Annotated in this window: 11 protein-coding genes and 1 riboswitch; of the genes, 1 reads left to right on the top strand and 10 read right to left on the bottom strand. The window is 70.1% G+C overall.

Annotated features, from left to right (window positions below):
- Positions 1–534: 534 nt before the first annotated feature.
- The 8 genes from ACZ60E_RS40425 to ACZ60E_RS40460 form a co-directional block, all read right to left on the bottom strand.
- The gene (locus ACZ60E_RS40425) at positions 535–1,920 is read right to left on the bottom strand and encodes an NAD(P)/FAD-dependent oxidoreductase (protein ID WP_366788086.1); all 1,386 of its coding nucleotides are present in this window, start codon (positions 1,918–1,920) and stop codon (positions 535–537) included.
- A gap of 460 nt (positions 1,921–2,380) precedes the next feature.
- Positions 2,381–3,325, bottom strand: coding sequence for a Ppx/GppA phosphatase family protein (locus ACZ60E_RS40430; protein WP_469447227.1), 945 nt, complete (start codon positions 3,323–3,325; stop codon positions 2,381–2,383).
- Between the two features lie 239 nt (positions 3,326–3,564).
- Complete coding sequence (locus tag ACZ60E_RS40435) at positions 3,565–4,086, bottom strand: DUF501 domain-containing protein (protein WP_469447143.1); 522 nt, start codon at positions 4,084–4,086, stop codon at positions 3,565–3,567.
- A 29-nt stretch (positions 4,087–4,115) separates the two neighbouring features.
- On the bottom strand, positions 4,116–4,592 hold the full coding sequence (locus ACZ60E_RS40440) for an FtsB family cell division protein (RefSeq protein WP_107015644.1): 477 nt from the start codon (positions 4,590–4,592) through the stop codon (positions 4,116–4,118).
- 90 nt (positions 4,593–4,682) lie between these two features.
- Positions 4,683–5,969 carry a phosphopyruvate hydratase gene (gene eno / locus ACZ60E_RS40445; RefSeq protein WP_384810512.1) on the bottom strand — a complete coding sequence of 429 codons (1,287 nt, stop codon included), beginning with the start codon at positions 5,967–5,969 and terminating at the stop codon, positions 4,683–4,685.
- Between the two features lie 483 nt (positions 5,970–6,452).
- Positions 6,453–7,160 (bottom strand): transglycosylase family protein, encoded by a 708-nt coding sequence (locus tag ACZ60E_RS40450; protein WP_384810511.1) that lies wholly within the window; start codon positions 7,158–7,160, stop codon positions 6,453–6,455.
- 4 nt (positions 7,161–7,164) lie between these two features.
- Positions 7,165–7,335, bottom strand: a riboswitch (cyclic di-AMP (ydaO/yuaA leader).
- Positions 7,336–7,554: 219 nt separating this feature from the next.
- Complete coding sequence (locus tag ACZ60E_RS40455) at positions 7,555–8,457, bottom strand: LysM peptidoglycan-binding domain-containing protein (RefSeq protein ID WP_384810509.1); 903 nt, start codon at positions 8,455–8,457, stop codon at positions 7,555–7,557.
- Between the two features lie 229 nt (positions 8,458–8,686).
- A complete protein-coding gene (locus ACZ60E_RS40460) occupies positions 8,687–9,982 on the bottom strand; it encodes a cytochrome P450 family protein (RefSeq protein ID WP_469447145.1) in 1,296 nt (431 codons plus the stop codon).
- Between the two features lie 171 nt (positions 9,983–10,153).
- On the opposite strand from ACZ60E_RS40460, the gene ACZ60E_RS40465 reads away from it, so the two are divergent.
- Positions 10,154–11,374: a globin domain-containing protein gene (locus tag ACZ60E_RS40465; RefSeq protein WP_469447147.1), complete on the top strand. Its 1,221-nt coding sequence runs from the start codon at positions 10,154–10,156 to the stop codon at positions 11,372–11,374.
- Between the two features lie 186 nt (positions 11,375–11,560).
- Here the strand turns inward: ACZ60E_RS40465 and ACZ60E_RS40470 are convergent, their stop codons facing one another.
- Positions 11,561–12,547 (bottom strand): nucleoside triphosphate pyrophosphohydrolase, encoded by a 987-nt coding sequence (locus ACZ60E_RS40470; RefSeq protein ID WP_469447148.1) that lies wholly within the window; start codon positions 12,545–12,547, stop codon positions 11,561–11,563.
- 57 nt (positions 12,548–12,604) lie between these two features.
- Complete coding sequence (locus ACZ60E_RS40475; protein ID WP_384810502.1) at positions 12,605–13,252, bottom strand: SurA N-terminal domain-containing protein; 648 nt, start codon at positions 13,250–13,252, stop codon at positions 12,605–12,607.
- Positions 13,253–13,259 lie beyond the last annotated feature (7 nt).

The following is a 13,259-nucleotide window of genomic DNA, read 5'->3' on the forward strand; positions in this document are numbered from 1 at the left end:
ACCACCCTCACCGGCCTCCACGTCTACGCAACCGCGCACGGCATCGCTCTCACGACAGAGACAAAACCACCGTGTTGATTCTTTACGAGCCCTAACCGGGTGGTGCCTGGGCCCCTGGGGGCTGCGCCCCCAGACCCCCCGTCGCGCTGAAGCGCTCGTCCTCAAACGCCGGACGGGCTGAAAGAGTCGCGGACGCCCCTAAGGCCTCGGTCCGTCGGGCGACATCCCAGCCGGTCCCGCGACATCTCGGTCCGTCCGGCGACACCTCAGCCGGTCCCCCGACATCTCAGCCTGTCCGGCGACACCTCAGCCCGTCCCGCGCCACCTCAGTCCGTCCCCCGACATCTCAGCCCGTCCGGCGACACCTCAGCCCGTCCGGCGTTTGAGGACAACGGGGGCGAGGGGGCGCAGCCCCCATGTGTGGACGGGAACGGGTAGGGGCGGCGGGGGCGAGGACAAACGCCGAAGGGGCCTCCCGCACCACGGATGGCGGGAGGCCCCTTCGGGGCAAGCAGGCAGAACGGTGACCGAAGGTCAGGAGGCCTTCGCCTTCTCCTCCGTCTTCGCGACAGCGGCCGGCGCGGGCGCCGGCTTCGCCGCCTCGTAGAACTCCTCGCGAGGAGTCTCCATCGCACCGAGCGAGACGACCTCACGCTTCAGGAACACGGCCAGCGTCCAGTCCGCGAAGACCCGGATCTTCCGGTTCCAGGTCGGCATGGCCAGCCCGTGGTACCCACGGTGCATGTACCAGGCCAGCCGCCCCTTGAGCTTGATCTTCATCTTGCCCACGACGATGAACGCGACGCCCTTGTGCAGCCCGAGCCCGGCGACCGCACCCTTGTTGGCGTGGCTGTACTCCTTCTGCGGGAAGCCCCGCATACCGGAGATCACGTTGTCCCCGAGGACCCGCGCCTGACGCAGCGCGTGCTGGGCGTTCGGCGGGCACCAGGCGTTCTCGTTGCCGGCCTTCCGGCCGACGAGGTCCGGCACCTGGGCGTTGTCGCCGGCGGACCAGATGTAGTCCGTGCCCTGCACCTGGAGGGTCGTCCCGGTGTCCACGTGACCACGGGGGCCGAGCGGCAGGCCGAAGCGGGAGAGCACCGGGTTCGGCTTGACGCCGGCCGTCCACACGATCGTGCTGGAGTCGACCTCGAGGCCGTTCTTCAGGACCACGTGGCCGTCGACGCAGGAGTCCATGGAGGTGGAGAGGTAGACCTCCACCCCACGTCCTTCGAGGTGCTCCTTGCCGTACTGGCCGAGCTTGGGGCCGACCTCGGGAAGGATCTTGTCAGCGGCGTCGACGAGGATGAAGCGCATGTCCTCGCGCGAGACGTTGTTGTAGTACTTGGCCGCGTCCCGGGCCATGTCCTCGACCTCGCCGATGGTCTCCGCGCCTGCGAAGCCACCGCCGACGAAGACGAAGGTCAGCGCCTTGCGGCGGACGTCCTCGTCGGTCGTGGAGTCGGCCTTGTCGAGCTGCTCAAGGACGTGGTTGCGCAGGCCGATGGCCTCCTCGATGCCCTTCATGCCGATGCCCTGTTCGGCGAGGCCGGGGATCGGGAAGGTGCGGGAGACCGCGCCCATCGCGATGACGAGGTAGTCGAAGGGCAGCTCGTACGCCTCGCCCACGAGGGGGGCGATCGTGGCGACCTTGCGGTCCTGGTCGATGGTCGTGACCCGGCCGGTGAGGACTTCCGCCTTGGGCAGCACGCGTCGCAGCGGGACGACGACGTGCCGAGGCGAGATGCTGCCTGCGGCTGCTTCGGGGAGGAAGGGCTGGTAGGTCATGTACGACCGGGGGTCGACGACCGTGACGGTCGCCTCGCCGTAGCGCATCTTCTTGAGGATGCGCCGAGCTGCGTACAGGCCTACGTACCCACCGCCTACTACGAGGATCCTGGGACGCTCCGTGGTGCTCATGCCATCGAGTATCCACCCGCCCCAGGGGGGTCGCTCGTGCGCCCCTTCACAAGCTCCTTCACACCCTCTGTTACACTGCGCGGCTCACGTGACCCAGGTCATGTCCCGGCAGGGGAACCAGTGCACGCCGCGACCCGTTGTCAATGCCGCCTGAGCTGCCACTTGGGCCCATTCGCACTCCTGGACCAGCCGCCCTCTTCATACGATCGCAGCACCCGCGAAACACCCCGTTGATCATGCGTCGGGGGCTGCCGGGGGCCCCGGCGTACCCGGAGGGAGCAAAACCTCCCTCAACAGGGCCCATTCTCTTGTGAAGAACTTCACGAAGTTTCTCGCGGGGCTGCCGCGAAGGTCGTTTCCAGACCCTCTCCGGGCCCCTCAACTGCGCTCATACGTCACCGAACCTGCTCAGCCGAGGCCGCCGGGGTGGGGCTGGAGGGGGCCTCGGCCTGGGACCGGTTCAGGCCAGCGACCATCCGATGCCGTCCAGGATGTCGTGTTCGCTCACCACGACCTCCTGCGCGCCGGTTCGTTCCATGATCGCGAGGAGTACGAGGGCGCCTGCGCCGATGACGTCGACGCGGCCCGGGTGCATCGAGGGGATCGCCGCGCGCTCGGCGTGCGTGGCGGCCAGCAGGCTCTCGGTGATCTCACGGACCCGGTCCACGGATACCCGGGAGTGGTGGATGGCCTCGGAGTCGTACTCCGCGAGCTCCAGGGCGATCGCCACGACCGTGGTGACGGAACCGGCGAGGCCGACCAGCGTCCGGGCCTCCCGCAGGGGCACGGACTCCTCTGCGAGGTCGAGGGCAGCCTCGATGTCGGCGCGGATCGCCCGGACCTGCTCCTCGGTCGGCGGGTCGGTGACCTCGCCGTCCCGGACGAGGTGGCGTTCCGTCATCCGTACGCAGCCGATGTCCACCGAGCGGGCGCCGCGCACGTGGTCGTCGCCGACGACGAACTCCGTGGAGCCGCCGCCGATGTCCACCACGAGGTAGGGCTTGGCCAGGTCGTCACGGCCCGTCAGTTCCTTCGTGGCGCCCGTGAACGAGAACTCGGCCTCCTGGTCGCCGGAGATGACCTCGGGCTCCACACCCAGGATGTCGAGGACACCGCGCACGAAGTCGTCGCGGTTCTCGGCGTCGCGGGAGGCGGAGGTGGCCACGAAGCGCAGGCGCTCCGCGCCGTGCTCCTTGATGACCTCGGCGTACTCGCGGCAGGCCGCGAAGGTGCGCTCCAGGGCCTCGGGGGCGAGGCGGCCCGTGCGGTCGACGCCCTGTCCGAGGCGGACGATCGTCATGCGGCGGTCGAGGTCGACGAGTTCGCCGGTGTCGGGGTCCGCGTCCGCGACGAGGAGGCGGATGGAGTTGGTGCCGCAGTCGACGGCGGCGACGCGAGTCTTGATGGTGATCTCCTGTAACCAGTCGTTCGTCCCACTCAGGGGCTCCGCCCCCGAACCCCCGTTTGCGCCGTTCCCCGCGCCGCTTTAAAGACTGCGCAGTTCCCCGCGCCCCTAGATGCCAGGGCCGGGGCGCAGCCCCGCCTTTCAGGGGCGCGGGGAACGGCGCAATCTTTTAGGGGCGCGGGGAACGGCGCGATCAGCCCCCACCGGGCCGCACCCCACAGCGCACCCCGCCCCCCGGTTCACCCTGCCGTCGGCACGACACACGCCCCCTTGCGCCACCACTCCGGCAGCATCGCGATCGCCTCGTCCCCCAGGGGGTTCACCCCCGGCCCGGCGGCCAGCGAGTGCCCGACGAGGACGTGCAGGCACTTCACCCGGTCCGGCATCCCGCCGGCGCTGGGAAACCCTTCGAGCACCTCGATGGAGTCACGGCGCGCGATGTAGTCCTCGTGCGCGGCCCGGTACGCCTTGGCCAGTTCGGGGTCCGTGGCGAGACGCTCCGTCATCTCCTTCATGACGCCGTTCGCCTCCAGCGTGCCGATGGCGGAGGCCGCACGCGGGCACGTCAGGTAGTACGTCGTCGGGAACGGCGTCCCGTCGGGAAGCCGGGGGGCCGTCTCGACGACGTCCGGCTGTCCGCACGGGCAGCGGTGCGCGATCGCGCGCAGCCCGCGCGGCGGCCGCCCGAGCTGCTGCTTGAAGGCCTCGACGTCGGCGTCGGTGGGCTCGGTGCGCGGTGTGGGCGGCGGGGGCGTTTCCATGCCTTGGCTCTGTGTCCTTCTGGTTCAGTTCACTGGTCGGAGGCGTCGGCCTTGTCGACGCCGTCCCAGACGTTGGCGTACCAGGCCCGGTCGGCGGCCGTCCGGTCCGTACGCGTCTTCTTCGCCGCGTCGGGGTCGATCACGATGAAGCCGGTCTCGCCCGGCATCACGTAGTGCAGCCGTTCCCGGATGCGCTGCTCGGCGTACGCGTCGTCCTGCCAGCGCGCCTTGAGGTCGCGCAGCTCCTCGACGCGTTCGCGGGCCTGTTCGCGCTCGCGCTGCAGGTCGGCGACCTCGGCACGCTGGGAGACGTACTGCCTTATGGGATAGGCGAGGGCCACGACGAGCGAGCAGAGTACGAGGGCGAGAAGCGCCGCACGGCCGGTCAGCCGCGAGCGGCGCGCCTGGCGTTTGGTCTGGGAGCGGTAGACGCGGGCGGCGGTCTGCTCACCGAGCACCCGCAGCCTGGTCGCGGTGGAGAACCGGTCACGGTCCTTCACGGCCATCTGTCCCGCCTCCCCGATACGTACGTACGTCCCCGCACACGGTACGGGACCGGGTACGGGGACGTACGTACGACGCTGCCTACGAGGGTGTCAGCCCTTGAAGCGGGGGAAGGCCGAGCGGCCCGCGTACACCGCGGCGTCGTCGAGGATCTCCTCGATGCGCAGCAGCTGGTTGTACTTGGCGACGCGGTCCGAGCGGGCCGGGGCGCCGGTCTTGATCTGGCCGCAGTTCACCGCGACCGCGAGGTCGGCGATGGTGACGTCCTCGGTCTCGCCGGAGCGGTGGGACATCATGCACTTGAAGCCGTTGCGCTGGGCCATCTCGACGGCGTCCAGGGTCTCGGTCAGCGAACCGATCTGGTTGACCTTGACCAGCAGGGCGTTGGCGGAGCCCTCCTCGATGCCACGGGCGAGGCGCTCGGGGTTGGTGACGAAGAGGTCGTCGCCGACGATCTGGACCTTGGCGCCCAGCTTCTCGGTGATGACGTTCCAGCCGGCCCAGTCGTCCTCGTACAGCGGGTCCTCGATGGAGACCAGCGGGTACGCGGCGACGAGCTCCTCGTAGTACTCGGTCATCTCGGCGGCCGAGCGGGACTTGCCCTCGAACTCGTACTTGCCGTCCTTGTAGAACTCGGACGCGGCGACGTCCAGCGCGAGGGCGACCTGCTCGCCGGGGGTGTAGCCGGCTTCCTTGATGGCTTCGACGATGAGGTCGAGGGCCTCACGGTTGGAGCCGAGGTTCGGGGCGAAGCCGCCCTCGTCGCCGAGGCCGGTGGACAGGCCGCGGCTCTTCAGGACCTTCTTGAGGGTGTGGTAGACCTCGGCGCCCCAGCGCACGGCCTCGGAGAAGGACTCCGCGCCGATCGGCGCGATCATGAACTCCTGGATGTCGACGTTCGAGTCGGCGTGCGACCCGCCGTTCAGGATGTTCATCATCGGGACGGGCAGCAGGTGCGCGTTCGGTCCGCCCAGGTAGCGGAAGAGCGGCAGGTCGCTGGCCTCGGAGGCGGCGTGCGCGACGGCGAGGGAGACGCCGAGGATGGCGTTCGCGCCGAGCGAGCCCTTGTTGTCGGTGGCGTCGAGGTCGATCATCGCCTGGTCGATGAGGCGCTGCTCGGTGGCGTCGTAGCCGACGAGCTCCGGGCCGATCTGCTCGATGACGGCGAGGACGGCCTTCTCGACACCCTTGCCGAGGTAGCGGTTGGGGTCTCCGTCACGGAGCTCGACTGCTTCGAAGGCACCGGTGGAGGCACCGGACGGAACGGCGGCACGACCCGTGCTGCCGTCGTCGAGGCCGACCTCGACCTCGACCGTGGGGTTGCCTCGGGAGTCCAGGATTTCCCGGGCTACGACGACGTCGATGGACGGCACGAGCATCTCCTTCTGGGATGTGACACAAGCTGTGCCGGGCCGGAGGCCCGGTTGCGCGCAGGCCGTGGTGGCCCCGCGGGATGAGCCTAACCGGCTGCCGGGGATCGGCCAGCCCTCGACCGCCCCCTGGACAGAACCGAGAGGAAATTGTTTCCGAACGGAACAAAGACACGAGCGGAAAGAACAGGCAGAAAGAACAGCACAAAAAAGCCCCGCCCCGGTGCGTACGGGGGAACACGCACCGGAGCGGGGAGCCCGTGGGGGACGGGGGTGGCCCTCACGAGGCCCCCACTATGGAGGACACGGATGTGAGGGCGCTGTGGTTCAGTCGCGATTCGGATGTGGGCCGGACGTCCGGTCGAGGCCGAGCGGCCAGTGCCTCGACCGGAGGTGATGTCCGCGGTGATGCCCGCGGTCATGTCCGGGCCGCCGAAGCGGGGACGCGACCGATGAACCGCCGAGGGCGGGCCGGCCGTGGTGCGGCCGTCGTCAGCTGAGGTGCAGCTGCTGACCCGGGAAGATGAAGTCGGCGTCGTCGACGATGTCGTCGTTGAGCTTGTACAGCTTCGCCCAGCCGCCCTTGACCTTCTCCTTCGCGGCGATCTCGCTGAGGGTGTCACCCTTGACGACCTTGTACTCGCCGTCGCCCTTCTTGACCTTCTTGCCGGTCGGGGTCTCGACGGTCTTCTTCGCCGCCGGACGCTCCTGCGAACGCGAGGCGCGCTCCTCGGAGGACTGCGAGTTCTGCTGCTGCGGCTGCGTGGTGCTCTGGTTGGAGCCGCTGGAGCTGTCGGAGCCCGACGGGGCGGTGGAGCCACCGGTCGAGGCGCCGGACAGGCCCACGCCACAGCTCGGCCAGGCACCCTTGCCCTGGCTCGCGAGAACCTTCTCGGCGACGGCTATCTGCTGGGACTTGGAGGCCTGGTCGGCGGTGGAGGCGTACGAGCTGCCGCCGTACGCGGCCCAGGTGGAGGACGAGAACTGCAGGCCGCCGTAGTAGCCGTTGCCGGTGTTGATCGACCAGTTGCCGCCGGACTCGCACTGGGCGACGGTGTCCCACTCGGAGGCGGTGGCGGCGGAGGCTCCCGTGGCGCCCATCAGCGGGACGGCGACGGCGGCGGTGGTGACACCGGCCAGCGTGGCGATGCGGGTGGCCTTGGACGGGCGACGGTGCTTGCCCTTGCTCGAAAGCAGCATGAAGTGATCCCCTCACCGACGCCTGCGAGGTGAGCTGTCGGGTTCGGGCCGAGTGAGTTGCCCGGCCGCGCGACACTGCTGTCACGCGGCTTAACCCCAAGCCGTATCCGGTCTCGACGACCGGCTCCGGCACTTACCTTGGGTCCCCCGCTCCTGCCTACGGCGCTTTACGCGACGACTGTTCCCGTACGGCCGTTGGCAGGATTCGGCGTGCGACCGTCGGGGCTCACCAATGGCGAGCGGTCACGACCGTAGACACGGGCCGCGCCGAATTTCAAAGACGATCAGGGGTGTTGAGATCCATGTCTCAATTCGCCAAATCGGACATTCAGCGCGAACTGCCGCTGCTTTTCGCCCGATTCGGCGCCTTGATCACTACTTGCTCGACACTCGCTCAGCCGTCGACCGCGATGCGCTGACCGGGGATGATGAAGTCCGGGTCGGAGCCGATACTGTCCTTGTTCGCGGCGTAGAGCTCGCTCCACCCGCCGTCGATGCCAAGGGAGTCGGCGATGCTGGAGAGACTGTCGCCGGAACGGACCGCGTACGAGCCTTCGTCGGCGAGGACGCGTGAGGTGCTGTCGCTGCGCGAGGCGTGCCGGCCGGCGTAGTCGTCCGCACGGGGGGCCATGTCGACCTCTTCGGCGCTGCCGCCCCGGTGGCGGCCGGAACTGTCCGCGGCCTCGTCGGCCGAAGCGTCGTCGTTCTGGGACGACTTGTCCGAGTCGTCACCCTTCGCCTTGGTATCGGCGGACGAGCTGTCCGTTCTCTGTGACTCCGAGGCGGAGTCGTCGTCGGACTTCGCGTCGCCGTCCGTGGACGAGTCGGACTTCGCGCTGTCGCTCCCCTTTGCCGTATCGGCGTCGGCCGACGGGCTCGTGGCGTCCTCGGCGAGGCCTGTGTCGACGTCGGCGGAGCCGGAGTCCTGCGTCAGACCGGCGACGAGACCACAGGTCACCCAGGCGCTCGTCCCCTGACTGGCGAGGATCTTCTCGGCGACGGCTATCTGCTGCGAACGGCTGGCCTGGTCGGCGCTCGGCGCGTAGTCGAGGCCGCCGTTCTGCTCCCAGGTCTCCTGGCTCATCTGGAGTCCGCCGTAGAGCCCGTTGCCCGTGTCGGCGCTCCATGAGCCGCCGCTCTCGCACTCGGCGACCGCGTCCCAGGTCGTACCGCTGGCGGCACTCGCGCCGCTCGCACCGAGCAGGGGGATCGCGATGGCCGATCCGGCCACGCCGGCGGCGACGAGGAGCGCCGGGGCCTGGCGGGGGCGACGATGACGGCCGTTCCCGGAGAGCATGCGATTGCCTTTCGCGTGACAGCAAGGAATACGCACGGGGCACGGCGGAAAGCCGTGCTCGTGACTGCTGCGACGGGCGGACCTGCCGCATTGATGGGTGAACGTAGCGGCACTCGAACTCTTGTCACAAGTCGGTGCAGCGTAGATAACGTGAAGATCACAGAGTTGACGGAGGCTCACCTTCCGTCGCCTTCGGTGCTACGGCCGCCATGACTTCGGTCGACTTCCGTCAAGACTTCGCGACCGGGGTGAACTCCACCGGAAGCGTGCGCAATCCACGCATGATGAGCCCGCCACGCCACCTCAAATCGGCCGAATCTCCCGCCAGTTGCAGGTCGGGCAGCCGGGTCAGCAGCGTGGCCAGCGCGGTCTGGCCCTCCAGCCGGGCGAGGGGCGCGCCGAGGCAGTAGTGGATGCCGTGGCCGTAACCGAGGTGTTGGTTGTCACGGCGGGAGAGGTCGAGCGTGTCCGGGTCCTCGAACCGGTCGGGGTCGCGGTCGGCCGCCGCGAGCACGACGAGTACGGGGTCACCGGCGGCGATGTCCTGTCCGCCGACGCTGAGCGGTTCGGTGGCGAACCGCCAGGTGGCCAGCTCCACGGGCCCGTCGTAGCGGAGCAGTTCCTCCACGCCGGTCGCGAGCAGGTCCGTGTGGCCGGCCGCGAGGGAGTCCTGCAGCCGCTGCCGTTGGCCGGGGTGGGTGAGCAGCGCGTAGGTGCCGTTCCCGATGAGGTTCACGGTTGTCTCGAAACCGGCGAAGAGGAGGATGAAGGCCATCGCCGCGGCCTCGTTCTCGCTGAGGTGCTCGCCGTGGTCGGAGGCCCGGATGAGGCCGGAGATCAGGTCCTCGCCCGGTGCGGGCACGTCCGTGAGTTCCTGGCGCTTGCGGTGGATCAGCTCGGCGAGGTAGCCGCGCATCTTCTTGACCGACCGGGCGACACCGCCCCTGGGCCCGCCCCCGTGCCGGATCATCATCCCGGCCCAGTCGCGGAAGTCGTCCTGGTCCTCGCGCGGGACGCCGAGGAGGTCGCAGATCGCGTAGATGGGGAGCGGGAAGGCGAAGTCGTGGATGAGGTCCGCCTCGCCCTTCCCGGCGAACCCGTCGATCAGCTGGTCCGTCAGTTCCTGCACGCGGGAACCGAATTCGGCCACTCTCCGGGGTGTGAACGCCTTGCTGACGAGCCGCCGCAGCCGGGTGTGGTCCGGCGGGTCGATGTTGAGCAGGTGCGTCATCAGCTCGGCTTTCCGCTCCCCCGGAATGCCGGTCCTGCCCTTCGCGTGCTCGGTCCCGTCGTGATGGGCGGGGTTCTTGCTGAGCCGGCCGTCGGCCAGTGCCTGCTTGGCGTCCGTGTAACGGGTGACGAGCCATGCCTCCACCCCGCTGGGCAGCTTCGTCCGATGCACGGGGGCGTGCTCACGGAGCCAGGCGTACGCCGGGTAGGGATCGGTGGCGAACTCCCAGCTGAAGAGTTCGGGGACGGGCTGCCCCGTGGTCGGCGCGGGCGGCTGTGCAGGCGTTTCGGTCACTCCTCGACGGTATCGGCAGGGGCGGCCCGCACCCGCCCGGCGTCCTGCCGGCCCGCGCCCACCCTCCCGCGCCGACCGCGACCATGACCGCCTTACGTGTTTGATGACGGGCTGTCCCTAAATGTTCCCCCTCTTGACTGTCCGGCTCCCCCGCTATCTACATTCGCGGGCGTGGACCCCGAAATACTCCGGACCAGTTTCGCGGTCGTCGAAAGGCGGGCCGAGTTCGCGCTCAAGTACTTCTACTCGCATCTGTTCTGGCACCACCCCGATGTCCGGGCCCTGTTCCCGCTGGACTCCCCCGAGGACAAGGAACGCCAGCGGGACCGGCTGTTCACCGCCCTGGCGCTCGTCGTCGCCCGCCTGGAGGGGCCGGGACTCCACGAGTACCTGCGGGAACTGGGGCGCGACCACCGGAAGTATCTGGCGCGCCCCGAGCACTACACGGCCGTGGGAGACAGCCTGATCGCCGCGTTCGCCGCCGTGTCCGGGTCGGCGTGGAACCCGGAGGTGGAGAAGGCCTGGGGCGAGGCGTACGCGCTCGTCACGGACGCCATGCTGGAGGGCGCGGACGAGTCGGAGAGCCAGGGGCAGCCGTCCTGGTGGGACGCCGAGGTCGTCGACCGCACCGGACTGCCCGGGAGCACCGGGGGCGGGGACGACCTCGCCGTGCTGACGCTCCGTCCGGACCGGCCCCTCCCCCATCTGCCGGGCCAGTACGTGAGCGTGGGCAGCCCCCGGGTCCCGGGAGTCTGGCGCCCGTACTCCGTCGGCAACGCGCCCCGCTGCGACGGCACACTCGATCTGCACATCAGCCTCGTCCCGGGCGGTGCCCTGTCGCCCGAACTCGTCCGCCGCACCCGGGAGGGCGATGTCCTGCGGCTCGGCGCGCCGGGGGGCAGGCTGACGCTCCGTACGCCCGTGGAGCGGCCCCCCACCTTCATCGCGGCCGGTACCGGGTGGGCGCCGGTGAAGGCGCTGCTGGAGCAGTTGGGGCGGGCGTCCGGGGCGTACGACGAGGCGCGGCTCTTCGTCGTCGCCCGCGATGTCGCGTACCTCTACGACCGGGCCGTGCTCGACGGGTTGCGCACGCGGCTGCCCTGGCTGGACGTCACCGTGCTCACGCCCGCGCCGGGGCGGCCGAAGGCCCAGGCCACGGAGCGGTTGCTGACGGCTCTGGGGAACCGGGCGAACTGGGCTCGGCACGATGTCTATCTGGCGGGGCCGCCGGGGTTGGTGTCGGGGATCTCCTCCGTGCTTGCCGGGCTCGGGGTGGAGCCGGGGCGGGTCTTTTGTGACGAACTCCCGACCACCGGGCCGGAACGGGACCGGGACGGGTGTCGGGCCCTTGGGCCCGGAGCGTGGCTGCTGCGGCGGCCCCAGCCGCGGTGACGCTCCGCTGGGGGGGTGGTGTGTTGTCTGCGGGTCCGTCGTGGCTGGTCGCGCAGTTCCCCGCGCCCCTGAACGGCGGGGCTGCGCCCCGGCCTTGTACGTCGGGTGCGGGTTCGGTGGGGGTCGGGCGCGCAGTTCCCCGCGCCCCTTTGGGGCGCTGACCTGGAGGGGGTTGGAAAGGGACGGTCAGGACTCTGTTGCTCGTATGGCGTCCCGGTAGGAGCGAGCCGCTGCTCTCAGGGATGCTTCCGGGTCCACGCCGGACTTCTCCGCCTGCGCTGCCAGGGCCAGGAGTTCGTAGCCGATGCCCTCGCCCTGGGGCAAGGGGGTGTCCAGGCCCGCCGTGCGTGCGCGGGAGACCAGTTTCGCGGCCAGTGCGAGGGCGGGCTGGCCCAGCGGGACGCCCGCCGTGACCGACGTCCGCTGCTTCTCCACCGCCTTGGTGCGCAGCCAGTGCTCCTTGACCTCCTCGGGTGTGGAGGCGGTCTCGTCGCCGAACACATGCGGGTGGCGGTGGATCAGCTTGGTGACGATGCCGGCCGCGACGTCGTCGATGGAGAAGGGCTCCGAGCCGTCCTCCGGGCTGCCCTCCTCGGCGATCCGGGAGTGGAAGACGACCTGGAGCAGTACGTCGCCGAGCTCTTCGCGCAGCTCGTCCCGGTCGCCCTCCTCGATGGCCTCGACCAGTTCGTACGCCTCCTCGATGCCGTACTTGGCGAGGCCCTCGTGGGTCTGCTGCGACGACCAGGGGCATTCGAGGCGGATGCGGTCCATCACCTGGACGAGGTCGAGGAGGCGGGCGCCCGGAAGGTCGTACGAGGCGGGGAGCAGTTCGAGGTCGGGCATCTGGACGCGTCCCGTGCCGGCCAGCCGGGCCAGGCCGTCGGTCAGGCGCGGTTCGCCCTCGCCGGTGGCGACGACGGTGACCGTGTGCCCCCCGGCGCAGGCGTCGACCAGCTCCTGGGCGCCGGGCGCGGCCTCCTCGACCTGGATGCCCGCCTCGCGCAGATACGGCAGCTGCGGGTGGGCGCCGTCCGCGCACAGGACGCGGTCGGCGCCGTGCAGCGCCTGCCAGGCGGGCCAGGACAGGAGTCCGGGCGCGACACGGTGGCTGGTGGTGAGCAGGACGATGCGCCCGGGGCTGGATGCGTTCACCCCTCGAACGTAACCCACGCCACTGACATCGAGGTCACGTGCGCCGGACGGTACGGGCTCACAGGCCTTCGGCGGTCACATCGTCTTCTGGCTCGCCGCCGCCGTGATGTCGCGCACCCACGGGAGCTTGGCGTCGACGCGGCTGCTCTTCTCGACGTCCCAGCTGCCGTACCGGGGGTTCAGGTCGACGTCCAGCTTCTTGGAGGCGTCGGACAGTGCCTTCCAGAAGGCCGGCTGGCTGGTGTCCGTGCCGAGCGCGGCGGCGAGCTTCTGGGCCTCGATCTGGACGCGGAGGTTGTCGTCGAGCCGCTCGGGCGGCACTCCGTACTGCTGGAGCCAGCTCACCTCCAGGGCCTTCGCGCCGCCGGCCTGCTGTTCCAGGCCGGTGCGGGCCTCCTGGATCTCCTTGCGGGTGACGCTCACGCCCGCGTCGTCGGCGGCCCGGTGCAGCACCCGGTCGAGGACCATGCCGTGCAGGGTGTCGCGGGTGAGGCCGCCGGACTTGGCGATGGCCTGCTCGTACTGCGCCTCACCCGTGGTGGCGGCCCGCTGCGCGGTCCGTACCTCGTTCACCCGGTTCTCCAGCTGGGAGACCGTGATGCGGTCGTCGCCGACGACGGCCGCGGCACCGGGATGCGCGTCGCTGCCACAGGCGGTCAGGAGGGGGGCCGCGGCGACGAGCGCGGCGGTGAGGAGGAACGCGGTGCGACGGCGGCGGTGCAAGGAAAAC

It is taken from the genome of Streptomyces sp. NPDC102514, assembly GCF_055584525.1.

Excerpts from the sequence above, each read along its gene's own strand:
- ACZ60E_RS40425 (WP_366788086.1), bottom strand. The coding sequence starts at position 1,920 with ATGAGCACCACGGAGCGTCCCAGGATCCTCGTAGTAGGCGGTGGGTAC.
- ACZ60E_RS40435 (WP_469447143.1), bottom strand. The coding sequence starts at position 4,086 with ATGGAAACGCCCCCGCCGCCCACACCGCGCACCGAGCCCACCGACGCC.
- ACZ60E_RS40440 (WP_107015644.1), bottom strand. The coding sequence starts at position 4,592 with ATGGCCGTGAAGGACCGTGACCGGTTCTCCACCGCGACCAGGCTGCGG.
- eno (WP_384810512.1), bottom strand. The coding sequence starts at position 5,969 with ATGCTCGTGCCGTCCATCGACGTCGTCGTAGCCCGGGAAATCCTGGAC.
- ACZ60E_RS40450 (WP_384810511.1), bottom strand. The coding sequence starts at position 7,160 with ATGCTGCTTTCGAGCAAGGGCAAGCACCGTCGCCCGTCCAAGGCCACC.
- ACZ60E_RS40455 (WP_384810509.1), bottom strand. The coding sequence starts at position 8,457 with ATGCTCTCCGGGAACGGCCGTCATCGTCGCCCCCGCCAGGCCCCGGCG.